At 73.0% G+C, this 24,613-nt stretch carries 17 protein-coding genes; 9 read left to right on the forward strand and 8 right to left on the reverse strand.

Annotation, left to right across the window (positions count from 1 at the left end):
* Positions 1-154 precede the first annotated feature (154 nt).
* Entirely contained in the window at positions 155-1,432 is a 1,278-nt protein-coding gene (locus ACGFIS_RS35060) for a PP2C family protein-serine/threonine phosphatase (protein ID WP_392911012.1), read from the reverse strand.
* Between the two features lie 304 nt (positions 1,433-1,736).
* Here ACGFIS_RS35060 and ACGFIS_RS35065 point away from each other — a divergent pair, with 304 nt between their 5' ends.
* Positions 1,737-3,533, forward strand: a complete 1,797-nt coding sequence (locus tag ACGFIS_RS35065) for an ABC transporter transmembrane domain-containing protein (RefSeq protein WP_392973781.1) — start codon at positions 1,737-1,739, stop codon at positions 3,531-3,533.
* Positions 3,530-5,257 carry an ABC transporter ATP-binding protein gene (locus tag ACGFIS_RS35070; RefSeq protein WP_392911008.1) on the forward strand — a complete coding sequence of 576 codons (1,728 nt, stop codon included), beginning with the start codon at positions 3,530-3,532 and terminating at the stop codon, positions 5,255-5,257. The genes ACGFIS_RS35065 and ACGFIS_RS35070 overlap by 4 nt, the downstream gene beginning before the upstream one ends.
* Before the next feature lie 12 nt (positions 5,258-5,269).
* On the opposite strand, the gene ACGFIS_RS35075 is transcribed toward ACGFIS_RS35070, so the two are convergent.
* A complete protein-coding gene (locus ACGFIS_RS35075; RefSeq protein ID WP_392973782.1) occupies positions 5,270-7,351 on the reverse strand; it encodes a prolyl oligopeptidase family serine peptidase in 2,082 nt (693 codons plus the stop codon).
* 194 nt (positions 7,352-7,545) lie between these two features.
* Here ACGFIS_RS35075 and ACGFIS_RS35080 point away from each other — a divergent pair, with 194 nt between their 5' ends.
* The 3 genes from ACGFIS_RS35080 to ACGFIS_RS35090 all read left to right on the forward strand — a co-directional run bounded on the left by ACGFIS_RS35080 (position 7,546) and on the right by ACGFIS_RS35090 (position 10,597).
* Positions 7,546-9,000 carry a serine/threonine-protein kinase gene (locus ACGFIS_RS35080; protein ID WP_392911004.1) on the forward strand — a complete coding sequence of 485 codons (1,455 nt, stop codon included), beginning with the start codon at positions 7,546-7,548 and terminating at the stop codon, positions 8,998-9,000.
* Positions 9,001-9,083: 83 nt separating this feature from the next.
* Positions 9,084-9,983, forward strand: coding sequence for an N-acetyl-1-D-myo-inositol-2-amino-2-deoxy-alpha-D-glucopyranoside deacetylase (mshB, locus tag ACGFIS_RS35085; protein ID WP_392911002.1), 900 nt, complete (start codon positions 9,084-9,086; stop codon positions 9,981-9,983).
* A gap of 53 nt (positions 9,984-10,036) precedes the next feature.
* Entirely contained in the window at positions 10,037-10,597 is a 561-nt protein-coding gene (locus tag ACGFIS_RS35090; RefSeq protein ID WP_392973783.1) for a DUF6113 family protein, read from the forward strand.
* Between the two features lie 26 nt (positions 10,598-10,623).
* Here the strand turns inward: ACGFIS_RS35090 and ACGFIS_RS35095 are convergent, their stop codons facing one another.
* Positions 10,624-11,592 (reverse strand): LCP family protein, encoded by a 969-nt coding sequence (locus ACGFIS_RS35095; protein WP_392910997.1) that lies wholly within the window; start codon positions 11,590-11,592, stop codon positions 10,624-10,626.
* 174 nt (positions 11,593-11,766) lie between these two features.
* Positions 11,767-12,933 carry an ornithine--oxo-acid transaminase gene (gene rocD, locus ACGFIS_RS35100; protein ID WP_392911070.1) on the reverse strand — a complete coding sequence of 389 codons (1,167 nt, stop codon included), beginning with the start codon at positions 12,931-12,933 and terminating at the stop codon, positions 11,767-11,769.
* 206 nt (positions 12,934-13,139) lie between these two features.
* On the opposite strand from rocD, the gene ACGFIS_RS35105 reads away from it, so the two are divergent.
* From ACGFIS_RS35105 to ACGFIS_RS35120, 4 genes are all read left to right on the forward strand, one after another.
* Positions 13,140-13,595, forward strand: a complete 456-nt coding sequence (locus ACGFIS_RS35105) for an Lrp/AsnC family transcriptional regulator (RefSeq protein ID WP_392911068.1) — start codon at positions 13,140-13,142, stop codon at positions 13,593-13,595.
* Positions 13,596-13,621: 26 nt separating this feature from the next.
* The gene (rraA, locus tag ACGFIS_RS35110) at positions 13,622-14,104 is read left to right on the forward strand and encodes a ribonuclease E activity regulator RraA (protein ID WP_392910995.1); all 483 of its coding nucleotides are present in this window, start codon (positions 13,622-13,624) and stop codon (positions 14,102-14,104) included.
* 153 nt (positions 14,105-14,257) lie between these two features.
* The gene (locus ACGFIS_RS35115; protein WP_392973784.1) at positions 14,258-16,324 is read left to right on the forward strand and encodes a M6 family metalloprotease domain-containing protein; all 2,067 of its coding nucleotides are present in this window, start codon (positions 14,258-14,260) and stop codon (positions 16,322-16,324) included.
* 176 nt (positions 16,325-16,500) lie between these two features.
* Positions 16,501-17,712 carry a hypothetical protein gene (locus ACGFIS_RS35120; RefSeq protein WP_392973785.1) on the forward strand — a complete coding sequence of 404 codons (1,212 nt, stop codon included), beginning with the start codon at positions 16,501-16,503 and terminating at the stop codon, positions 17,710-17,712.
* A 39-nt stretch (positions 17,713-17,751) separates the two neighbouring features.
* Here the strand turns inward: ACGFIS_RS35120 and ACGFIS_RS35125 are convergent, their stop codons facing one another.
* Genes ACGFIS_RS35125 through ACGFIS_RS35140 form a run of 4 tightly spaced genes read right to left on the reverse strand, consistent with a single transcriptional unit; the run spans position 17,752 to position 24,566 of the window.
* Positions 17,752-21,468 carry an SAV_2336 N-terminal domain-related protein gene (locus ACGFIS_RS35125; RefSeq protein ID WP_392973786.1) on the reverse strand — a complete coding sequence of 1,239 codons (3,717 nt, stop codon included), beginning with the start codon at positions 21,466-21,468 and terminating at the stop codon, positions 17,752-17,754.
* Positions 21,458-22,537, reverse strand: a complete 1,080-nt coding sequence (locus tag ACGFIS_RS35130) for an AAA family ATPase (RefSeq protein ID WP_392973787.1) — start codon at positions 22,535-22,537, stop codon at positions 21,458-21,460. The genes ACGFIS_RS35125 and ACGFIS_RS35130 overlap by 11 nt, the downstream gene beginning before the upstream one ends.
* Positions 22,538-24,211: a trypsin-like peptidase domain-containing protein gene (locus ACGFIS_RS35135; protein WP_392973788.1), complete on the reverse strand. Its 1,674-nt coding sequence runs from the start codon at positions 24,209-24,211 to the stop codon at positions 22,538-22,540.
* 7 nt (positions 24,212-24,218) lie between these two features.
* The gene (locus ACGFIS_RS35140; protein ID WP_392973789.1) at positions 24,219-24,566 is read right to left on the reverse strand and encodes a CU044_2847 family protein; all 348 of its coding nucleotides are present in this window, start codon (positions 24,564-24,566) and stop codon (positions 24,219-24,221) included.
* Positions 24,567-24,613 lie beyond the last annotated feature (47 nt).

The following is a 24,613-nucleotide window of genomic DNA, read 5'->3' on the forward strand; positions in this document are numbered from 1 at the left end:
GGCACTCGTTTCAATAGCCGCAGGCTATGAACACAAGTAGAACGGGCGTTGAGTCCGTTTCGTGATGAATGGTGCGGTGAGTGACTTCACAGGGCGTTCTGGAACTCTCTCCACGAGTGATCCAGAAGACATTGACGAGGTCAGAGGGGGTGTGTCATATATTGGACGGGCGTCCCGCCGGACCGGCATCGACCTGCCGCGACAGCAGCAGCACGGCGAGGTCGTCGGTCAGGGCATCGCCGTTGAGACGCTCGACCTCGGTGACGAGTTCGTCGATGAGGGACCGTCCCGTCGCGCCCCCGCGGTGGGCGGTGCGGGCCAGGCCGACGAGACCGTCGGTGCCGAGCCGGTCCGAGCCCGCGCCGACCTTCCCCTCGATCAGGCCGTCGGTGTAGAGCATCAGCGACCAGGACTCGCCGAGATCGATCTCGGTGGTGGGCCACTCGGCGCCGGGCAGCAGGCCGAGCGCCGGGCCGTGCGCGTAGTCGGGCAGCGCCGTCACCTCGCGGCCGCCGGCACCGATCCCGTCGCCGCCGGGCCCGCCCTCCCCGGGGGACTCGCGGAACAGCAGCGGCGCGGGATGGCCGGCCAGGTGCATCCGGGCGGTCCGCCGCGACGGCGCGATCGTGATCATGCAGAGCGTGGTGAAGATCTCCTCGCTGCGCCGCTCGTGGCCGAGGACCGTGTCGAGGGTGCCGAGGAGCTGCTCGCCGGTGTGCCCGGCCAGCACGAGCGTCCGCCACGCCATCCGCAGCTGGACGCCGAGGGCCGCCTCGTCCGGGCCGTGCCCGCACACGTCCCCGATCACCAGGTGGACCGCGCCGCCCTCGGTCTGCACGGTGTCGTAGAAGTCGCCGCCGAGCAGCGCCCGCCGCCGGCCGGGCCGGTAGCGGGTGTGGTGCCGCAGCGACGGGTCGTCGATCAGCGGGACGGGCAGCAGGCCGCGCTCCAGCCGGGCGTTCTCGCGGCCGAGGATGCGGGCCTCGACGAGCCGCCGCTCGGCATCCTCCGACCGCTTGCGCTCGATGGCGTAGCGGATGGCGCGGGCGAGGAGGGGCGGGTCCACCTCCTGCTTGACGAGGTAGTCCTCGGCGCCGGCGGCGACGGCCTGCACGCCGAGGTGGGCGTCGTCGAGGCCGGTGAGGACGACGACGGCGGCCGGGCCGGACAGGGCGAGCACCTGCCGCAGCCCGTCGAGCCGGTCGAGGCCCGGGGCGGACAGGTCCACGATGATGCACTGGGTGCGCCGCGTCAGCATGCGCCTCGCGGTGGCCAGGTCGCCGGCGACGGTGATCTCGGCGTCCATGCCGCTCTCGGCGAGCATCTTCTCGACCATGAGGACGTCGGAGGGGTCGTCGTCGATGAGGAGCAGGTCGGTCCTGCCCTCCGCCCCCGGCGTGAAGGGATACGTCTGCTGACTGATGGTGCTCACAAGGCTTCCGGAAGAAGTCGGGCTGGCGACTGGCTGTGGCAACGGTCACGGCGTTCCGCTTTGTTCCTGCGACAGCAGGGGAGCGGAGGGGCCGCGCCGGGGAGCGGCATTGGCCTAGCCGCCGGGATCCCGGCTCAAGGAGCGGAGGAAGCATCGCTCCGTAGATCCAGACCCTAGCGTGTCCAAACCGCCCGACGCACCCCCGGGGCGCGTCCGACTGAGTATTTAAGGACAGTCCGGAACTGATCTGCGTCGCCGAAAAACCAGTCGAACTTCGGACGTTCCGCTGCATAACCTTCGTCCCGTGAAGCCGTTGCCGGAGAAAGATCCGGGCAGCCCCGGCGACCTTGTTCGAGGGGGGACGACCCCCCGCAACCCTCGGAGCGCCTCCGGCGCCGGTCGTGGATCCCCCGCGCGCTATCTGCTGTGGCTGCTGCGCGTCCAGTGGCGCAGCTGCGCCGCCGGCGCGGCCCTCGGCGTGGAGTGGATGCTCGCCCAGGCGCTGATGCCCGCCGCGATCGGCCGCGCCCTCGGCGAAGGCGTCGCGGCGCGGGACGAGCGCGCGCTCGTGACATGGTGCGCCGTGCTGCTCGGCCTCGGTGTCGTGCAGGCCGTGACCGGCGCCGTCCGGCACCGGTTCGCGGTGTTCAACTGGCTGGCGGCCTCGTACCGGACGGTCCAGATCGTCACCCGGCAGGCCACCCGCCTCGGCGGGACGCTGCCGAAGCGGCTGAGCGCGGGCGAGGTGGTGAGCATCGGCATGTCGGACGTCGTCCACATCGGGGGCGCCCTGGACATCGTCTCGCGCGGGTCGGGCGCCGTGGTCGCCATCGTCGCCGTCGCCGCCATCCTGCTGTCCACCTCGCCGCCGCTCGGCCTGATCGTGCTGGTGGGCGTCCCCCTGATCCTGGTGATCGCGGCGCCGCTGCTGCGTCCGTTCCGGGACCGGGAGCTGGCGCACCGCGAACTGGTCGGCGAGCTGTCCTCGCACGCCACCGACCTGGTCGCGGGCCTGCGGGTGCTGCGCGGCATCGGCGGCGAGCCGCTGTTCTCCGGCCGCTACCGCGCCGAGTCGCAGCGGGTCCGGGCGGCGGGGGTGGCGGTCGCGCGGGCCGAGACCCGGCTGAACGGCGCCGAGGTGCTGCTGCCCGGCCTGCTGATCGCGCTGGTGACCTGGGCCGGCGCCCGGTTCGCCGTAGCCGGGACGATCGGCGTCGGGGAACTGGTCGCCTTCTACGGCTACGCGGTGTTCCTCATCATTCCGCTGAAAACGCTCGGGGAGGCCGCGGGCAAGATCACCAAGGCGCTGGTCGCGGCGGGCCGGGTCACGGCCCTGCTGGAGATCGACCCGGAGCTGCCGAACACCGGGACCGCCCGCCCGGCGGCGACCGCCGAACTGGTCGACATCGCCTCGGGGCTGGTCGTGCGTCCGGGCCGGGTCACCGGGATCGCGGCGGCGGACCCGCGGGACGCGCAGGCCATCGCCGACCGGCTCGGCGGGTACGCGCCGGGGGACGTCGACTTCGGCGGCGTCCCGCTGCACAACGTCGCGGACGTCCGGAAACGGATCCTCGTCGCGGTGAACGAGGACCGCCTCTTCGCCGGGCCCCTCGCCGAGAGCCTCGCGCCGGAGGGCGACCGCAAGGACGGCGGGGCCGCGCCGCGGGCGGCCGTCCATGCCGCCCTCCGAGCCGCCTGCGCCGAGGACGTCGTCGAATCCGTCGGGCTGGACGCCCATGTGGCCGAGGCGGGACGGGAGTTCTCCGGCGGCCAGCAGCAGCGGCTCCGCCTCGCGCGGGCGCTCGCCGCCGACCCCGACGTCCTCGTCCTGGTGGAACCGACCAGCGCCGTCGACGCGCACACGGAGGCGCGCATCGCCGGCAGGTTGGGCCCGGCGCGCGCGGGACGCACCACCGTGGTGTGCACGACGAGCCCGCTGCTTCTGGACCGGGCCGACCACGTGGCCTTCGTCCAGGACGGCCAGGTCGTCGCGGAAGGAACCCACCGCGACCTCCTGGACTTCGAGCCGCGCTACACGGCGACCGTGACGAGGGGCGGGTCCGCGCCCGCACGGGAGACCGCGGGAAGGGCGGGAACGTGAGCGCCGAAGCGCTGCCGGTCGCCACACCCGCGCAGGTGCGCGCGTACACGCGGGGCCTCGTTCTGCGGCATCCCCGGGACCTCGCCGTCGTCCTCGCGCTGCACGCGCTGGCCGCCGTGACGGGCCTGGTGACCCCGCGCCTGCTCGGCGCCCTGGTCGAGGACGTCCGCGACGGCCGGGCCGACATCGACACGACCGGCCTGGCCATCGCCGCGTTCGTCGTCGTCCAGGGAGTCCTGACCCGGTACGCCTACCTGGCGTCCGCGAAACTGGGCGAGCGGGTGCTGGCCGGGCTGCGGGAGGAGTTCGTCGACCGCGTCCTGGCGCTGCCGCTGTCGAGGGTCGAGCGGGCGGGCACCGGCGACCTGGTCACCCGCGCGTCCCGGGACGTGGACACGCTGAGCACCTCCGTCCGCTACGCCATGCCGGAGACGCTCGTCGCCATCGTCGTCTGCGGGCTCACGGTCGGGGCGCTCCTGCTCAACGGCCCGCTGATCGCGCTGCCCGCGCTGGTCGGCGTCCCGCTGCTGTGGGCGGTGATGCGCTGGTACCTGCCCCGCGCCCACCGCGGCTACCTGCGGGAGAACGAGGCGTGGTCGCAGATCGCCGGCGGGCTGACCGAGACCGTCCAGGGCTCCCGGACGGTCGAGGCGCTGGGCCTGGCCGGCCGCAGGCACGCCCGCGGCGACGCCGACATCGCGGCCTCGTACAAGGCCGAGCGCTACACGCTGAGGCTGCGCATGGTCCTCTTCCCGGTCGCCGAGATGGGCTTCGTGCTGCCGGTCGTGGCGACGCTGCTGTGCGGCGGCCTCCTCTACATCAACGACATGGCGACCCTCGCGCAGGTGACCGCCGCGACCCTGTACGCGCAGCAGCTCATCGAACCGGTCGACACGGTGCTGTCCTGGCTGGACGAGCTGCAGCTCGGCGGCGCGTCCCTGGCCCGGCTGCTCGGCGTCGGGAACGTCCCGCCCGACCGCACGCCGAACGGCCGCCGCCCCGACGGCGAGCGGCTCACGGCACGCGGCGTCCGCTACTCCTACCGCCCCGGCCAGGACGTCCTGCACGGCGTCGACCTCGACCTGAGACCCGGTGAGCGGATCGCGATGGTCGGGCCGAGCGGCGCGGGCAAATCCACGCTGGGCCGCCTCCTCGCCGGCGTGGACGGCCCCCGCTCCGGCACGGTGACCCTCGGCGCGGAGGCCGGCGTGCCGCTGGTCGAGCTGACGCTGGACGATCTGCGCGGCCACGTCGCCCTGGTCACCCAGGAGCACCACGTGTTCCGCGGCACGCTCCGCGAGAACCTCGCGATGGCCCGCCCGGACGCGTCCGACGGGGACATGGAGCAGGTCCTCGCGGCGGTCGACTGGGACGGTCCCGGCCTCGGCGCCGTCGTCGGCTCCGGCGGCGAGACCCTGACGCCGGCGCAGGCGCAGCAGCTCGCGCTGGCCCGGCTCGTCCTGGCCGACCCGCACACCCTCGTCCTGGACGAGGCGACCTCGCTCCTCGACCCGCGCGCCGCCCGCCGCCTGGAACGCTCGCTCGCCGCCGTCCTGGACGGCCGGACCGTCGTGGCGATCGCGCACCGCCTCCACACCGCCCACGACGCCGACCGCGTGGCGGTGGTGGAGGACGGCCGCATAACCGAGCTGGGCACCCACGACGAGTTGCTGGCCGCCGACGGCTCCTACGCGGCGCTGTGGAGAAGCTGGCACGGCACCTGAACACGCCGCGGGTCAACGGGAGAGGGCCTGCTTGAGGTAGTCGACCTGCAGGTGCAGGAGGTTCTCCGCCACCACCTCCTGCGGGGTCATGTGGGTCACGCCCGACAACGGCAGGACCGTGTGGGGGCGGCCCGCGGCCAGGAGGGCGGACGACAGCCGGAGCGTGTGGGCGGCCACCACGTTGTCGTCCGCGAGACCATGGATGAGCATGAGCGGGCGTTTCAGCTCCCCCGCCATCTCGATGAGGGAGTTGGCGGCGTAGTTCTCCGGCTCCTCATCGGGGTGGCCCAGGTAGCGCTCGGTGTAGTGGGTGTCGTACAGGCGCCAGTCGGTGACGGGGGCGCCGGCGATGCCGGCGTGGAACACGTCCGGGCGGCGCAGCACGGCCAGGCCCGCGAGCCAGCCGCCGAACGACCAGCCGCGGATGCCGACGCGGTCGAGGTCGAACGCGGCCGGATGCCGGCGCGCCGCCTCGATCAGCGCGGTGACCTGGTCCTCCAGGATCGGCTCCACGAAGTCGCCGCGGACGGCGCGTTCCCAGGCGGGGCCGCGCCCCGGGGTGCCGCGGCCGTCGGCGATCACCACGGCGAAGCCCTGGTCGGCGAGCCACTGCGGCTCGCAGTACGCCCGCTGGACGGCGAGGACGCGCTGCGCGTGCGGGCCGCCGTAGGGGTCCATGAGGACCGGCAGGCGGCCGTCGCCGGGCCGCCATCCGTCCGGCAGCAGCACGGCGGTGCGGATCTCCCGGTCGCCCGACCGCAGCAGCTCCACCCGCGGAGTGATCACCGGGGTCTCGGCGAGCGACACGACCGGATGGGTACCGGACGGTCCGCGCACCTCGACCTCCACCCCGGGACGGTCCGGCCGCGCGCCCGTGACCACGGTGATCTCGCCGGAGCGGGTGCCGCCGAAGACGCCCGGCCCTTCCGTGTGCCGGATCACCTCGCCCCTGTCACAGGAGAAGAGGTGGATCTCGGTGGGCTCCTCCGACGCGGTGAACAGGATCGACTCGCCGTCCACCCCGATGACCGACCGGACCTGCAGGCCGGCGGGCGTGACGGGCGTGCCCGCGACGGTGATCCGGCGCGTGTCGGTCTCGCGGTCCTCGGTGGCCCAGACCAGGTCGCCGCCGCTCGTCCGGGCGGGCAGCCCGGGGACGATGTCCGTCCACACCGGGTCGTGCTCGGTGTGCAGGAGTGTCGTCGCCCCGTTGGACGGGTCGACCCGCAGCACCCGCAGCACCCGCTGGTCGCGCGGCTGGACGACGATCAGCAGGCCGTGCGCGTCCCAGGAGGCCGTCACGACGTAGGGGAACATGCCGCGGTCCCAGGCGACGCCGACGCGGCCGCCGTCGATCTTGAGCAGCACCAGCGACACCAGCGCGTTCGGCGTGCCCGCGGCCGGGTAGGCGATCTCGGCGGGCGGCGCGTCCGGGTTGGCGGGGTCGGCGATGTGCCAGCGCTGCACCGGGGTCTCGTCGACCCGCGCGGCCAGCAGCGTCCCGCCGTCCGGCGACCACCAGTGGCCGCGCATCCGGCCCATCTCCTCCGCCGCGACGAACTCCGCGACGCCGTAGGAGATCTGGTCGGACTCCGGCTGGACGAGCGCCCGGTCCTGCGTGCCGTCCATCTCGATCAGCCGGAGCGTCCGGCCCGACACGTAGGCGATCCGGCGCCCGGCCGGGTCGGGGCGCGGGTCGAAGACCGGCGCCTGCGCGGGCAGCTCGCGGACGAGCCCGGTGTCGAGGTCGGCGACGTGGAGGCTCCCGCCCAGGGTGAACACGGCCTGCCGCATCGCCCGGTCGGTGGCGTACCCGACGATTCCGCCCGCCTGCTCGCGGGCGCGTTCGCGCCGGGCGCGCTCCTCGGCGGGCAGGTTCTCCTCGCCCGGGACGTCCAGCGCCGCGGGGTCGGCGACGCAGCGCTCCTCCCCGGTGGCGGTGTCCAGCGTCCACAGGCAGGTCACCGGGTCGTCGCCCGCCCTGGTGCGCAGGAACGCGACGCGCGAGTCGTCCGGCGCGATCTGGAAGGCGCGCGGGACGCCGAGGCTGAACCTTCGCGTGCGGGCGCTCTGCCGCGGATAGCTGATGCTCATGGCATCCGAGTCTGCCAGTACCGCGTCCGCCGGTACGGGGACGGTGCGCAAGTGCGGGGCACGGTGACCTCCGGGGCCCTATGATCACGGGTCGTCGCTTGGTGGGCGGGGAAAGACCCGTGCCCGGGTCCGCGCTCGCGTAAGCTCAAAGCTTCCCCAAACACTTTCATCGTCGCGGGCTTGAGGAGTGGTCAATGCCGGAGCTGCAGCCGGGAGATCCCCGGCGGCTTGGCTCGTACGAGATCGTCGACCGGCTCGGCGAAGGCGGCCAGGGCGTCGTCTACGCGGGTGTCGACGCCTCCGGGAACAGGGCCGCCATCAAACTGCTGCGCGCGGACCTCGCCGGGGACACGATGGCGCGCAACCGGTTCGTCCGGGAGGCGCAGGCGGCCAAGCAGGTGGCGCGGTTCTGCACCGCGCAGGTCCTGGAGGCCGACGTCGCGGGCGACCAGCCCTACATCGCCAGCGAGTACGTGCCGGGGCCGTCGCTCTACAAGCAGATCACCGAATCCGGGCCGATCGTCGGCGCGGCGCTGGACCGTCTCGCGATCGGCACCGCGACCGCGCTCGTCGCGATCCACCAGGCCGGGATCGTGCACCGCGACTTCAAGCCGCACAACGTGATCATGGCGCCGGACGGGCCGCGGGTGATCGACTTCGGTATCGCGCGGGCCCTGGACACCGGGCAGACCGCGGCGACCAAGGCGATCGGCACCCCGTCCTACATGGCGCCCGAGCAGGTGGCGGGCGCGACCCTCACCGAGGCCGTGGACGTGTGGGCGTGGGCGACGACGATGGTGTTCGCCGCGACCGGCCGCCCGCCGTTCGGTGACGACACCGTCGTCGCGGTGATCAACCGGGTGATGCACGAGCCGCCGTCGCTGGAGGGCGTCCCGGACGACCTGCACCGGCTGATCGCGGCGTGCCTGGTCAAGGAGCCGGAGCGGCGGCCGACCGCGCAGCGGCTCATGATGGCGCTGATCGGCAGCGGTCCGGGCGGCGCCGGGCAGACGGTCATGGACGACCCCGCGCAGGCGACGACGATGCTCGCGGAGGGCTCGACGCTCGCCGCGGGCGGTTTCGCCGCCGGCGGGATGATGGCGGGTTCGACCCAGCCCGGCGGCGGGGCGACCCGCCGCGTGTCGCCCGCCGAGTACGCCGGGAACCTGCCGCCCGCCCCGCCCCCGTACGGCGGCGGGGGCCGCGGCCGCCGCGACGACTGGGAGCCCGAGCCCAAGTCCAAGTGGCCGATCTTCGCCGCCGTCGCGGCCATCGCCGCGCTGGCCCTGGTCGTGGGCCTGTTCATGGCGAACCGGGGTGACGACTCGCCGACCGCCCCCGTCACACCGTCCGTCACCGACTCCTCCTCGGTCGAGGAGACCCCGACCGAGGAAGAGGACGACGACCCGACCCCGACCCGCACCCGGACGCGCGAGACCACGCCGCCGCCGCGGACGTCCTTCCCCACGCAGGAACCGCCGACCACCGACACCCCGACGGATACGCCGACCACCACCACCCCGACGGACACGCCCACCGGCGGTGGCGGCGGTGGTGGTGACGGCGGCGACGGTGGTGACGGCGGTGGGACCGGCGGCGGTGGTGACGCCGGTGGCGGTGACCCCGGAACCGGCGGCGGGGGCGGCTGAGCCGGGACGGTGACGCCCCTCCGAGAGGCTCGGTGCAGGGCGGTCATCACCCGGGTGTCGCGCCCTGAGTAGGCTCGGTGACTATGAAGGAGCCGCGGATCCTGTTCGTCCACGCCCATCCGGACGACGAGTCCATCGGGACCGGGGCGACCATGGCCAAGTACGCCGCCGAGGGCGCCCACGTCAGCCTCGTCACCTGCACGCTGGGTGAGGAGGGCGAGGTCATCCCCGAGGACCTCCGCCACCTGGCGTCCGACAAGGAGGACCGCCTCGGCGAGTACCGCATCGGGGAGCTCGCGGAGGCGTGCGCGGCGCTCGGCGTGCTCGACCACCGCTTTCTGGGCGGCCCGGGACGCTGGCGCGACTCCGGCATGATGGGCGCCCCCAGCAACGACCACCCCCGCTGCTTCTGGCGGGCCGACGTCGACACGGCCGCGGTGGACCTGGCCGCGGTCATCCGGGAGCTCCGGCCGCAGGTGATCGTCACCTACGACGAGCGCGGCAACTACGGGCATCCCGATCACATCCAGGCGCACCGCGTCGCGTGGCGGGCCTACGAACTGGCGGCCGACCCGTCCCACGAGGACGGCGCGGAGCCGTGGTGTGCCGCCAAGTTCTACGCCTACGCCACCCCGCGTACCGTCCTCGCCCGCGCGATCGCGGTGATGCGGGAGGCGAAGCTGCCGTTCTCCCGCGTCGCCGGGCTGGACGAGCTCGGCTCCGGCGTCCCCGACGGCCAGGTCACCACGGTCGTGGACGCCCGCGCCCACCTGCCCGCCAAGCTCGCCGCCCTGCGCGCCCACCGCACCCAGATCGTCGTGGCGCCCGAGGATGTCGGGCCGTTCTTCGCGCTGTCGAACAACCTGGGCCAGCAGGTGTTCGGCACCGAGTACTTCATCCTCCAGGCCGGTGAACTGGGCCCGGTCGGCCCCAGCCGGCGGGAGAAGGACCTGTTCGCGGGCCTGAACGGCCCGCGCGCCTGAACGGCCGCCCGCCCGGCGCCGCCGGGCGGGACCGGGCCGGTAGCCTGGCGTCCGTGGACAAGGACTCCGTGGACAAGGACTCCGAGGAGTCGCGGGTGAGCCTGGCGAAGGACGGCCTCACGCGCGTCCCCGCCGGGGGGAGTGGCGGGGCGTCCCCGTACACGGGGGACGGCGCCTCCGCCTCTTCCAGCCTGGAACGCCCGGACGCAGAGGCGCCCCTCGACGCGTTCGTGGCCGGTGCCGCGTACGGGGCGCTCGGGCTGGCCGGCGTCCTGTTCGGGCTGTTCGGCTCGTTCATGCAGAACTGGACCACCGGCCCGGTGCCGGTCGCGGCGATCGTCCTGGTCGCGCTGGTCTTCTGCATGGTGCGGCTGGCCGGGCTGGGCATGGGCGGACGGCTCGGCGCGACGATCCCGGCGGTCATGTGGGCCATCGTGGCGTTCGTCATGTCGATGCGCCGCGCCGAGGGCGACCTGGTCATCCCCGGGACGACCGCCGGATACGTCTACATCGTCGGCGGAATGCTGGCCGCCGTGGCCGGGGTCATGCTGGTGCCCGCGGCGCGCCCGCCGGGCGACTGGCTGCTCGGGAAGGCGGCGCGCCCCCGCGGGTAGCGGCGCCCTTGGCCGGGCCCCCGGTCTCAGCGGACGGCGTCCACCGAGTTCGCCGCGCCGTTGCGGGACACGTAGTCGCCGACGCGGTCCTCCCGGACGGCCGTGAACAGTGCCCGCACACCGTTCTCGTCCAGCAGCACGACGCTCTGGCCGCCCCGCCGGTCCGTCTTCTCGACGGGCGCGGTCAGGTACTCCAGCAGCGACGTGTCCAGCAGCCGGCGCGCCAGCCCGCGCAGCGTCCCGGAGGTCACCGACCCGTCCACGGTCACCGAGCGGGTCGCCGCCCGGACGAAGCGGTCGATCTTGATCGGGTTGCGGGTGTCCAGCGCCTTGTCGGCGAGGGCGTGCAGGAACGCCTGCTGCCGCTTGATCCGGTCGAGGTCGCCGCCGGGCAGGTTCCAGCGCTGCCGGACGAAGTCCAGCGCCTCGATGCCGTTCAGATGCTGACGCCCCGCCTCCCAGGTGCGGTCGTGCATCGGGTCGTGGGTGCGCTTGGTGATGGTCACGTCGACACCGCCGAGCGCGTCGGTCATCTCCACGAAGCCGTTGAAGTCGAGGGCGGCGTAGTGGTCGACGCGGACGTGCGTGAGCTGCTCCACCGTGCGGATCAGCAGCGCCGGCCCGCCGTACGCGAACGCGGCGTTGATCTTCGTCGTGCCGTGCCCGGGGACGGGCACCCAGCCGTCCCGGGGGATCGCGATCACCGAGACCCGCTCGCCGTTCCCGGACATGTGCACCAGCATGATCGTGTCGGCCCGGGCGCCCATCGACGGCATGTCCGCGCGCCGGTCCGAGCCGATCAGCAGCCAGTTCTCACCGCGCCCGGTGGACGACGGCCGGCCCGAGGCGGTGGGCATCGCCCCGGCGATCCGCTTGACCTCGTCGTCGTAGGCGTGTTGCAGCAGGTAGAGGCCGCCTCCGAGCAGCATCACGACGCCGAGCACCAGCCCGCCGCAACCGATGGCGACCCGGCGCCTACCCCATTTCCGCAGCATGCGCCCAACCCTGCTCGCGGGGGCGCGCCGCCCGGCCACGCCATGCGGGCACAGGCCGAGACTTTGACGATCCCGGGGTTTCAGGTGACCGCGAAAGCCGCCGCCGGGCGCCGTTGACCGGCGGCGGCCTGCTCGCGGTGCCGGGCCGCCCCGGCGGGACGCTCCCGGCCGGGATCAGCCCTTGAGGGCGGCTTCCAGTTGGTCGAGGGCCCAGTCGAGGTCGTCGCGTCCGATGGTCAGGGGCGGGGCGAGGCGGAGGGTGGTCTCGTGGGTCTCCTTGGCGAGGACGCCGAGGTCCATGAGCCGCTCGCTGACAGGGCGCGCCTTGCCGTGCAGTTCGACGCCCGCCCACAGGCCGCGCCCGCGGACCTCGCGGACGAGGTCGCCCGGCAGCCCGCCGAGCCGCTCGTGCATGTGCGCGCCGAGCGTCCGGGAGCGTTCCTGGTACTCGCCGGTCTTCAGGATCGCGACGACCTCGCGGCCGATCGCGCAGGCGAGCGGGTTGCCGCCGAACGTCGAGCCGTGCTGGCCGGGCTTGAACACGCCGAGGATCTCCGCGTCGGCGACGACGGCGGAGACGGGCATGATGCCGCCGCCCAGGGCCTTGCCGAGGACGTAGATGTCGGGGACGACGCCCTCGTGCTCGCACGCGAAGGTGGTCCCGGTGCGGCCGAGGCCCGACTGGATCTCGTCCGCGATCATGAGGGTGCCGTTGGCGGCGCACAGCTCCCGCACGGAGCGCAGGAACCCGCTCGGCGGGACGTTCACGCCCGCCTCGCCCTGGATCGGCTCGACCAGCACGCCGACCGTGGAGGCGTCCATCGCGGACTTCAGCGCGTCGACGTCCCCGTACGGGACGGTGCGGAAGCCCGGCGTGTAGGGGCCGTAGGAGTCCTTGGCGTCCGGGTCGGTGGAGAAGCTGACGATCGTGGTGGTGCGGCCGTGGAAGTTGCCCTCGAAGGTGATGATGTTCGCCTGGTCGGCGGGGACGCCCTTGACCTCGTATCCCCACTTGCGGGCGGTCTTCAGGGCGGTCTCGACGCCCTCGGCGCCGCTGTTCATCGGCAGGACCATGTCCTTGCCGCACAGTTCGGCGAGCTCGGTGACGAACGGCCCGAAGTTGTCGTGGTCGAACGCCCGGCTCACCAGCGTGACGCGGTCCATCTGCCGCTTGGCGGCCGCGGTGAGGCGCGGGTTGCGGTGCCCGAAGTTGACGGCCGAGTAGGCGGCCAGCATGTCCAGGTAGCGGCGTCCCTCGACGTCGGTCAGCCAGACGCCGTCGGCTTCGGCGACGACGATCGGGAGGGGGTGATAGTTGTGCGCGCTGTGCTCGTCGGACATCGCCCTCAGCTGATCGGTCGGCCTCACGACGCTCCTTCACGGCTCGGCCCGGTCGTCCTTGACCGGGCATAGCTGGGGCACCGGACAGCGGCCCGGTGCCGAGGGGGAGGGCCGGGCGGGTCAGGTGGCCGCCGGTCCGCTTCCCAGCGTATGTTCGGGATCGACCGTCGACCAATGACAAAAACTGACTTAGGGGGTGTTATTTGTTGCGACTTGATGAGCTTGACCGTCGAATCGTTGCGCGGCTCCTGGAGGACGGGCGCGCGTCGTACGCGCAGATCGGTGACAAGGTGGGGCTGTCTGCCCCGGCGGTGAAGAGGCGCGTCGACCGGCTCCGCTCGGACGGCGTCATCAACGGCTTCGCCGCCGTCGTCGACCCGGCCGCGCTCGGCTGGACGACCGAGGCGTTCATCGAGATCTTCTGCACGGGTGCGACGTCCCCGGACGAGATCTACTCAAGCGTGCGCGTCCACCCCGAGGTCGTCGCCGCCTACACGATCAGCGGCGACGCCAGTGCCCTCGTGCACGTGCGGGCCCGCGACATCCAGCACCTGGAGCAGGCCCTCGAACGGCTGCGCCGCGAGGACAACATCACCGCGACGAAGACGTCGATCGTCCTGTCCCGGCTGATCGGCCGCCCCACCGACGCGCCCTCCCACTGATCGTTACCGCCCAGTAGGCTGCCGGGATGGACTTCGCGACCGCTGACCTCATGGACGACTTCGGGGACGAGCTGCGCAGCTGCGAGACGCAGTTCCGGCGCTATGGCGGGCGCGCGTCGTTCGCCGGCCCGGTCTCGACCGTGCGCTGCCACCGCGACAACGGGCTGGTGAAGAAGCTGCTCAACACCCCCGGCGGGGGCCGGGTCCTGGTGGTGGACGGCGGCGGTTCGCTGGCGTCCGCGCTGATGGGCGACATGATCGCGGCGGCGGCGGTGGCGAACGGCTGGGGCGGGGTCGTCATCAACGGCGCCGTCCGCGACGTGGCGGCGCTGCGCGAACTGGACCTCGGCGCGAAGGCCCTCGGCTCGAACCCGCGCAAGAGCGCCAAGGACGGCGCCGGTGAGGTGGACGTGCCGGTGACGTTCGGCGGCGTGGAGTTCCGTCCGGGCGACCGGCTCTACAGCGACGAGGACGGCATCGTCCTCGCGGGGCGCGACCTGCTGGCGTGACGCCGTGCCCGGCGGTGGCCGGGGCTCGCCGGTGTGACCAGGGCGCACTGTCCGACATGCCAGGGCAAACAACGCGAGATCGGCTAAGTCGGCCGTAGCCGGGCGCAATCCCCTGCCTTACGTTCTGCGCAACCCACCAGAGGCAGGGGAGACATGCGCGCCAAGAACATGCTGCTGGTGCCCGCGACGGCGATGGGGCTGATCGTGGGACTCGCGGCCGTCCCGGCCGCCGCGCAGCCCGCACCTCCGATCCCTGAACCGACCGCCAACCCGTGGCAGCTGCGGCACTGGCCGCAGACGCAGCCGTGGCAGCGCGCCCAGCCGTCGCCCCGCACCTTCGCGGCGGGCGCCCCGCGTCCCATCGACCCGCAGCGCTACGAGCTTCCCGACACGATGACGTGGGACGACTACACGCCGGTGCCGGGAACGTCCTGGGCCGACCCGTCCCGGAAGGGGTCGGTGAAGAACTTCAACGGCGCGATCGTCCTGGTCGACTACCCCAACCAGCCGTTCGAGGTGACGCAGCCGCACAACTCCAGCATCTTCGGCAACCCCGTCGGCGTCAGCGACGTCCCCCGCGCCGAGGTCGCCGCGTTCTACGAGGACTTCCTCAACAAGCCGCAGAAGCTCAATCACGGCCACACCCTCCACGAGTACTGGATGGAGGACTCCGGCGGCCGGTACGGGGTGGACCTCACCGCGTACGGCGCGTACCAGATGCCCTCCAAGGACCACGAGTACGGCGTGGACAGCCGCATGCAGGGCGGGACGGGCTGCCCGGAGGGCGACACCTGCGACCGTGACCTGCGCGCGGACGCCCGCGCCGCGTGGATCGCCGACGTCGGCGAGGAGGAGGCCGCCAAGTACGACTTCGTGTTCTTCCTCAGTGCCGGTCAGGACGAAAGCTCCACGTGGCAGGAGTTCGGGGAGATGAAGTTCGGCACGAAGGAGAACGTGCCGCCGGAGTGGGGCCCCGGTGACCCGAACCTGCCGAACTGGGTGGACACCCGGTACATCGACTGGACGTCCTGGCAGGCCGGGTCCACCATCTGGCCGAACGCCACGTCCGGCAGCTCCACGCAGGCGGAGAGCTCCGGCATGTCGGTCTTCGCCCACGAGTTCAGCCACATCCTGGGCATCGGCGACAACTACAACAACCCGTACGGCGTCCCGCCGCGCCGCGCCTTCAGCGGCCCGTGGGACATGCTCAGCCGCGGCACCTTCAACGGGCCCGGCGGCCCGCACAGCCGGTGGACGATCCCGGCGACGGGCGGCGCGTCCATGGGCGCGCAGCACATGCTCCGCAACAAGATGAAGCTCGGCATCGTCGACCCGGGCAAGGTGCTCCGGCTCGACCGCGAGGCGCTCGCCGCGTCCGGCATGGTCGTCGCCAGGGTGACGGCCCGCGCAAGCGAACCGGGCGGCAACGGTCTGGCCGGCATCAACCTGGACCTCGGTGAGGGCGGCGACAAGAGCCCCGCCTGCGACACCTCCACCGACCCTCTCTGCGACGGCGGCGGCTACGACAACTACACCATCGAGGTCGTCGACCGGATGGGCACCGACTCGTTCACCCCCGACTCCGGCGTCCTGCTGGCGAAGACGAAGGACCAGGACCGGGCCCCGTTCATCTGGGTCAAGGACGCCAACCCGCAGGACATCGACAAGGTCGACTTCGTCATGCCGGACGGCACGCCCAGGAAGATGACGATCGGCGACTACCGGCAGCTCTCCGACGCCCTCTACCACGCGGGAACGGACTCCGGCAGCGAGTACGAGTACGTCGACGAGGCCAACCGCCTGCACTTCTACGTCCTCGACCTGCGCCGCGACAGGAAGGGCGTCCTGTCCTACACGGTCGCGATCCGCTCCCTCGACGGCGCCGGGCCGCAGCGCCGCGGCGTGCGGGTCGGCGACGGCCGCGCGAGGCCGGCCGGCGAGGGCTGGATGAAGTGCACGCTGACGCTCCACAACAGGGGCAGGGGAGGCACCGGCCACCACGGCTCCGACGTCTTCCGGCTCAAGGCCGCCGTCTCGGGCGACGGCTGGACGACCTGGCTGCCGAACGAACTGGCCACCGCCGAGGCCGGGGGCCGCACGAGGGCCGAGGTGTGGGCGAAGGCCGGGCCGGGCGCGGACCGCCGCGCGCGCCTGCGGCTGACGGGCACCTCGGAGAGCGACCCGTCGAAGTCCGGCACCGGGACGTGCCGCCTGCGCTGACCCGGAGCGTCCGCGGACGGTCCCCGGCCCGCCGGGGGCCGTCCGCCGACGCCTGCCCGCGGCGGACGGTTCACCTGGGCGACGTAATGGCGAACGAAAACTAAGTTGCCCGTCCCGGGATCCGCCGGCGCCGTTTCGGCCGTCCGGCCTGGGATACGTTGCGGAACGTGATGATCATGCAGCGTACCGTGAACGGTGTCCGCCGCCGGAGGATCGCGCTTCTCGCGGCGGGCGTTCCGCTGGCCGCGCCGGTGGCGGCGCTGCCGGACGTCGTCCACGCGGCGCCCGCGCGGGCGGCGGCGGACCCGGACCTCCGTGACTTCGACCTCCGCCGGGGTTCCGACCGGACCGCGCCGATCCGGGCGCTCGACAAGAGGCTCGGCAGGAGCAGCGTCGACGCGCTGCTCGGCTCGTCCGGCCAGAACAGGCTCCGCCGCGGCTGCGGCAAGGCGGCCGGTGTGCCCGCCCACTCGCTCGTGTACTGCTTCGACAAGACGGACTCCAACACGAGGAAGTGGGTCCCGCAGGGCGTCACGACCGTCTCGGACGCGGTGGACGGCGAACGATGGGCGGGCGGCGGCAGACCCATCCTGGTGTCCTGGCACGACAGCGGCCGCGTCAGGCTCACGTTCGTCAACCCCGGCAAGCGCACCTACCGGCACGTCCTGCTCGTCTATCCGACGATGCGGGGCAAGCGGCCGACGTACACCGACATCGGCATCCACGCGGGCGGCATCGCCTGGTACGGCGACAAGCTGTACGTGGCCGACACCCGCCACGGCGTACGCGAGTTCGACATGCGCCAGATCTACGACCTGGGCAAGAGCAAGGCCGGCTCCACGGGCAGGCCGGGCCGGGTCGGCCTGCACGGCAAGACGTACTACGGGCACGGCTACCGGTACGTGATGCCGCAGACGGGAAGCTGGCACTCTGCCCACGGCAGGACCGGCGGCACATGCCGGGGCTCCGGCCCGCTCCGCATGTCCTGGATCGCCGTCGACCGCACCGCCTGGAACCACGTCCTCATCGCCGGTGAGTGGTGCCGCCGCAAGGGCCCCCAAGGACGCGTGGCCACCTGGCCGCTGCGGGCGCTGTCCGGCAGCCGCACCGTCCACGCCAACTGGGCCGCCCCGCTCCCCGGCGACCGGATCCAGGGCGGCGTCCGGACGAACGGCCAATGGTGGTTCACCCAGGGCCGCGGCAAGAAGCGCGGCCGGCTCCTCATGACCCGCCGCGACTGGTGGGACTGGGACCGCGTCACCTACCGCACCATCTCCCACGGCCCGGAAGACCTGTCCTGCTACCGCGGCCAGCACCGCATCTGGACGGTCGCCGAATACGCCCGCAAACGGGCCCTGTGGAGCTTCCCCGCCGACGCCTGCCGCTGACCGCCCCTCGTGCGCGGGGGTCACGGTGCCGGGCACGGCTCAGGACGGCTCCGGCGGCCGGAACTCGGTGAACCTGCGGAACCGGTCCGTGAAGGTGGGGTCGAATCTGCGGAGGCCGATCATCTGCCCGGCGTCCGCGCAGAGGACGACGACCAGGTCCTCACCGTGTTCCAGCGTCAGCGACCGCAGTTCCTCCGGGAAGAGCCCGCCGGTCGCTTCTCCGGCCTGTGCGTCCTCGGGAGTCCGGCCCATGCGGAGAAGGAGCACTCCGCCACGGCTTTCCCTGAAGAGGTCGGCCATCGTCGTGCCCGGCTCACCGGCGACCCGGCCCAACCAGTCGGCGGTGGCCTCCCGCACACTGCCGTGCGACAAGGCGCCCAGGCCGGCGAGCATCCGCCCGTACAACGTCGCCAGTCTGGCGATCCGTGGCTCGTCCGTCCCTGCGTACACAATGTGACGGGATCGCCACTCGCCCGACGGCCTGGCCGCGATCTCCGAGACGCAGAGCCGCCGGAGCACGTCCATGACGCCCTCGTCCTCCGTGTGAGGGTCGGTCATGAGGAGGTCGGGGAGCAGTTGGTCCGCGTGGTGGTGGTTGGTGCGGATGATGAAGTTCTTGAGGACCGGTCCGGGAGGTTCCGGTGCCGCCGTGAATCGGCGGGGGGTGCCGCCGCCCGCGAGAAGGTAGGCGGTCCGTTCGTCGGGGAAGGGGAGGCTCGCCCGCCCGAGGACGCGCTGGAGCGAGGGCGGCATCCGGCCCGCCGCGATGCGCCAGCCGAGCAGGGGCAGGAAGCGGTCCCAGATGGTGGTGCCCTCGACGGTGGACGAGGACAGCTGGAGCTGGACGCCGAGGGCTCTGCCGCGTTGCGCCAGCGAGAGCAGCCTCTCGGCCACCACTGGTCTGCTGGACGGGAACGTCAGCGACACGTCGGCCACCACGACCAGGCGCGGCAGGTCTCCCGGGGACGGCGCCTCGGCCCGGGAGCGGAGTTCGTCCGACAGGAACTCGGTGAACCGCTGGAGCCTCTGTGGAGATCCGAGCAGTTCGTCGTCCGAATAGCGGACGTGTGGGAGAGCGAGGGGTTCGCGGAAAGGGTGCTCGCCGAGCCCCGCGACGGCGAAGGTGAGGTCCGAGGGTGAGTGGGCGGTGGCGAGGGCAAGGGCGATGACCCGCAGGACGTGCTGGCGTGCGCTGGTGTCTCCCACGATCAGGCCGTGCGGGATTCCGGCCGTTAGATCGAGCGGATACAGGGAGACGGGGTTCCCCTCTGAATCGAGACCGATGGCGGGATTGCGCGGTGTGGATGCCGGAAGCGCCCACGATCCGAGGGATCCGCCGCCGTTCAACTCGAGGACGTCGTCCTGGGGGATGGCCGGAGGCGGGGCCGAGGTTGCAGGGAGGGACGGCGCGTCGGGTGCCGGGGACGGTTCCGCTTCGTCCGGCCATGGGAGTCGGCGCGTTCGCGGCACGCTCTCGCGCATCGCCTCCACGATGGGGTCGCTGACGTCGAGCGATATGTGCGCGGGGCGGAAGGTCGGATGACTGCTCTCGCCATAGACCTGGAGCGACGCGGAGCCCGTTCCACCGGGGATTTCTATCTGCCAGGCCACGAGGTCGGTGAGGAAGGCCACCTCTTCCGGTGAGCAGAAGACGAACCGGATCCCCTGGGCCGGGCGCTCTTCGCAGAGGGCCATGAACCGTTCGATCAGGTCGGGGCGGGCCTCCAGGAGCGGACCCGTGTTGTCGACGATCACGATCAGGGCGGGCAGCGGATCGAGTGGCCGTCCCTCGGCGATGGCCGCCTGATAGTCGTCCCACCTCGGGGTCCCGGCCTCTCGGAGGACGGCTTCGCGGCGCCTGCGTTCGGTTTCGAGGACGTCCGGAAGCCGGCTGATCACCGGTGACTCCGCCGATGTGGTGTGGACGGCGGTCGCGACATGGGGGAGGTTCCCCAGGCCGACGAAGGACGCACCCCCGGAGAAGTCGGCGAACGCGAAGGTGACGACGTTCGGGGAGTGCCTGATGGCGAGGCCGAACACGATCGTCCGCAGTAGCGCGTCGCGGTCGCGTCGCGGGCCGGTGATCATGCCGTGCGGCCCGAACCGGCCGCTGCGCAGGATGTCGAGCCACACGGTGTCCGCGTTCTCGTCCACGCCGATGGGAGTGGGGTGAGGCGGGCGATCCCAGTCCTCGCCGATCAGTTCGCCGACCGGGGCGTCCTGGATGTCCAGCAGTTCCGGGGCCGCGGGGGGCGCCGGCGGGGTCGCGGCGAGGTGGGAGCGGGTTTCGGGGGTGACGACGGCGAAGTGGTCGGTGTCGGCGGTGAGGATGACCGGGCCGCCCTCGGCGGGCACGAGGGCGCGGAAGATCTCGGCGGACGTGCCGGCGCGGCGTTCGATCTCGGCGGAGACGGCTTCGAGGACGTGGCGGGTGTGCAGCGCCTCGGGTCGCGGGAGGGTGTCGAGGAGGGCGTCGCGGGCGCCGGGGACGAACTCGTAGCGCGCGCCCCCGGCGGGACGCAGGAGGCCGCTCAGCAGCACTTCGGCGAGCTGCCCGGGCCCTGAGCCGCCGAGTATCCGGTGCTGGATGAGGCGCATCACGGGCAGGGACGGGACGGACACGGCGACGTGGGCGGCGAGTTCGGCGGCGTCCGGGGAGGCCGTGGCGAGGAACCGGCTGACGCGTTCGGCGATCGGCAGTTCGCGTTCGCGGTGCAGCGGGGCCGGCCCGGAGGGGCGGGACGGCAGGCTCGTGATGGCGGCCGGTTGCGGGTCCGAGCCGGCGACCAGCCGGGCCCATGCGCCGAACCAGCGGGGCGCCACCTCCAGGACCGGGACGGGCACGCCGGGCGCCGCGCCGCCGTCGTACGGGGTGAAGCGCAGGTCGCTGTTCGGGGCGCCGGGGCGGGGCAGGGCGGCGAAGCCCGGCGAGGCCGGTGCGGCGGTGCGCCGCCAGAGGCGCTCGGCGAGGGGCTGGAGGATCGCGGCCGGCCGGGACCGCGCCCAGCGGCGGACGGCCTGGCCGGCGCGTCCGTCCCACCAGTGCGGGCCGGAGCAGTCGCTGAGGATGAGCACGGCCTGGCGGCCGGACCCGTCCAGGAGCGTGCCGGGGTCTTGGAGTGGGGCGTCCGGGGTGGAGGTGATGCCCCCCGTGGTGCCGAGGTAGCTGACGTGGACGTTCTGGAAGGCGCCCTGGCGCAGGAGCGTCTCCGCCAGCTCGCGGGCGAGGGGACGCCAGAGCCGCATGGTCGGGCCGGTGTCGACGACCAGGCTGAGGCTGAGCCAGCGTTCGGGGGACGGCACGAGGACGGGCGTCCACATGCGGGTGTCGGCGATGCGGGCGGCGGTGGCCTCCTCGTCCAGTTCGGCGCGGTGCCTGGACGGGACGCGGCGCTTCAGCGGCCGCAGCGCCCGCTGCACGCCGAGAGGGTCGGCCAGCATCGGCGCCGTGGGCACGAGGACCTCTTCGGCTTCGCCGGCGGGCTCGTCCCCGGCGGCGGGGCGGGGATGCAGTGCGGTGACCGGTTCGGGTGGAAGCGGCGGCGGGGGCGGAGGCGTCCGGGCGGGCGGAACCGCCAGGCCGGGGGTGTTCGCGGGTTCTTCGGAGATCTGCGGAGGCGGAACCGGCGGGTCGGGAGGCGCGTCCTGCCCGGGAGGAGAGATGTGGCAGGCGAGCCACAGCATCTCGCTCAGTTCCCGGGCGTCCGGCGGCGGCCCGGCCGCCTCCAGGACGTCCCGGAACCGGTCAATCGTCATCGATGGGTCCGGTCAGGTACGGCATGATGCGGTCGGCGAGGGCCCGGCGGTCCTCGGTGTCGGCGTGGCGGCACAGGTAGACGGCGTTGAGGAGCTGGTCGGTGGCGAGGGTGCCGGCCGTGGAGCGTTCGAGGAAGCGGCGGACGAGGTCGTCGCTCTGGTCGGCGAGCGGCCCCAGGTGCTCGCGGACGATCGCGGACAGTTCGGCGTCCCCCGAGGGCTGCCGCAGCTCGACGGTGACGCAGCGCCGCAGGAACGCGGGCGGGAACTCGCGTTCGCCGTTGCTGGTCATCACGACCAGGGGGAACGCGTGGCAGCGGACGGTCCCGGCGGTGACGGTGACGCGGGCGCCGGGCCGGTCGAGCGGAGCTCGTCCTTTGGATGGCGGTGGGTGGGGGCTGGAGGACGGTCCGTCGAGCGGAGCTCGTCCTTTGGATGGCGGTGGGTGGGGGCTGGAGGACGGTCCGTCGGCGGTCATGACCTCGGCGGTCGGGTCGGCGCGGCGGCTCAGCTCCGGGATCTCGTACTCGCCCTTCTCGAAGATGGTGAGAAGGTCGTTGGGCAGATCGATGTCGCTTTTGTCGATCTCGTCCACGAGCAGGACGCGGGGACGGCCATAGGGGAGCAGCGCGGTCCCCAGCGGGCCGAGCCGGATGTAGCGGCCGATGTCGTCGTCCCTCGGAGCGTCGTCCCGCCCGGCGGCGTAGAGGCGGGTCAGCGGGTCGTACTGGTAGAGGCCGTCGCGCAGGGTCGTCCGGCTGGTGATGGGCCAGTGCAGGACGGGTCCGAGCCCCAGTTCATGGGCCACCGCATAGGCCAAGGTGGATTTCCCGGTGCCCGGCGGCCCCGTCACCAGCAGGGGACGACGCAGATACAAGGCGGCGTTGACCTGCTGCACGGCATCGTCCGACGGACGGTACGTGGTCGCCTGGTGCGCGTTGCCTGAACCGCCGTCCGGGACGGGCCGCACGGGCTCGCCGTCGAACGCGCGCCAGGGCGGCGGGGGCGGGAGCCTGTCGATGCCGTCGTGCGGGAGTCGGCTCCCTGTGTAGAGCAGCCAGTCGGGCACCTATACCTCCATGGCGAGCGGGGGGTCGGGCAGCCGGGACGGATCGTCCCACAGCAGCGTCAGGTCACGTCCGCAGTGCGGCGTGTTCTTGGGGGCGACGAGCGCCTCCTTGCGGAGGGCGAGCGCGACCTGCGGAAGCTCACCCGGATGCCTGTCGCCGACGGCGGCGGTCAGCTCGTCGAGGACGCGGTGCCCGCGGCAGTCGCCGTGGGCGGGGGCGTCGCACGGGGTCCGCGTCCACAGCATGACGGGGATGCCGTTGTTGAGCGCGGCCGTCAGCCAGCTCTTCACCGGACGCGACCCGTAGACGAGCACGCAGAAGTCGACGTGGGCCTCCAGCCAGTCCTGGAAGTCGCTGCCCTTGCGCGGCGCGTCGCAGGCGATCGGGCGCGGGTCGCTGCGTCCGCGCTCGTTCAGCAGCCGCCACCGGTGGTGGGCCTGGTCGCGGCGGATCGAGTCGGGACGGAGCCGCTCCACGTCCCGGACGACCACCGGGTACCGGCGCATCGGGATCTTGTTGCGGGGGTCGACGTACCACTGCTCGAACGGCTTGCCGAGCCAGCTCTCCGGCACCGCGAACTCGATCATCCAGTCGCGGCCGAACAGCGCGGGCGCCAGCCCGGCCACGCCCGCCTCCACCACCGCCCGGACCCGCCGCTCGGTGACGCGCTCGGTCTTCTGCGACGGCCCTTCGGCACCGTCGATCCAGGTGTGCACGGTGACGTCGAAGGCGTTGTCGAACGTCACCCGCTCCAGCCGGACGATCACCGACGCGGGCCCGGAACGCGGTGCGGCGGCGGGGGCGGCGCCCGGCAGGTGCCGCGCGGACCAGGCCGCGAGCAGCCGCCGCCGAGGCTCGGGCAGATGCCGTCCGAGCGCCGCGAGGTACCCGGCGAGCCGCTCCTCCGGCCAGCCCTCCGCGACGTACCGGACCGAACCCCACGCGGACCCGAACCCGCCGAGTGCCGCCCGCCCGACGACGCGTTCCAGATCGGCGGCGAGCGGATCGGTGAAACGCACCCCGTCCAGGAGTTCCCGCAGGTCGCGCCGCGCCGCCGGGGTCGTCCACCGCAGCGGCAGCAGATCGTCCAGCTCCTCCCAGTACGTCCGGATGTGGGAGATGGGGAGCATCCAGCCGAGGTCCGCGCGGTCACCGTGCCGGAGTTCGGCGTTCGTCACCATGCCGATGACCTCGCCCGTGGCCGCGTCGTACACGGCCGACCCGCTGTAGCCCTCCTCCAGCCAGTCGCCCGGCGCCGTCTTCAGCTCCCACCATTCGCGCCGCATCCCGCGATGCGGGGACGTCGTCACGGCCGCGTGCCGCTCGTTCCGGTCGGGACGCCGGGGGAACCCGGTGACGCTGAACGTCCGTCCTCCCAGCGTGCGTTCGCGCAGGCTCCCCGGATCGGCGAGCGGAGCCGCGCCGTACGGGACGGGCTCATGCAGTTCGAGCACCGCGACATCGCCGATGTCACCCGCCCGCCGCCAGTCGCCGCACCGGACGACCGTGGCGGGCAGATCCTCCAGCAGCCCGGGGAACCCGACCCGCGCCTCCGCAAGCCCGTGGACGGTGTGCGCGCACGTCAGCAGCCGCGTCTCGGTGACGAGGAACGCGGCTCCGAGCTTGCCGCCCGCCGGGTGGCCGACCCAGGCGCGCCACTGCCAGTCGTCCACGATGCGGCTACGCCCCCTCCGGTTCCTCCGGCGGCGCCGCCAGTGGCCGCCCCCAGGTCATCTTGACCTTGAGATGCCCCTCGACGGAGGTCTTCGCGATGACGGCCCCGGCCGCCGCGTTGAGCTTCACGCCGAACTCCAGCTCGACCGCGTCGGGGTCGAGGGCGCCGCCGCGCAGCGCCGCGAGCGCCGACTCCGCCGCGTCCCGGACGCTCTGGAACGCGTCCTCGAACCGGCCGGCCGCGTCATGCATCATGTCGCCCGCGCGGGACACCGACTGGAACCCCGGTTCCCGGTCGTCGGTCTCCACGACCACGGTCCCGTTCTCGGTCTGCCAGCGCACCAGTTCGTTCAAGGCCGCCCCCTTCGCCACGAAAACCTATCAAGATCATGCGTTTCGGG

The sequence above is a fragment of the Spirillospora sp. NPDC048824 genome (assembly GCF_043198455.1).
GTDB lineage: Bacteria > Actinomycetota > Actinomycetes > Streptosporangiales > Streptosporangiaceae > Spirillospora.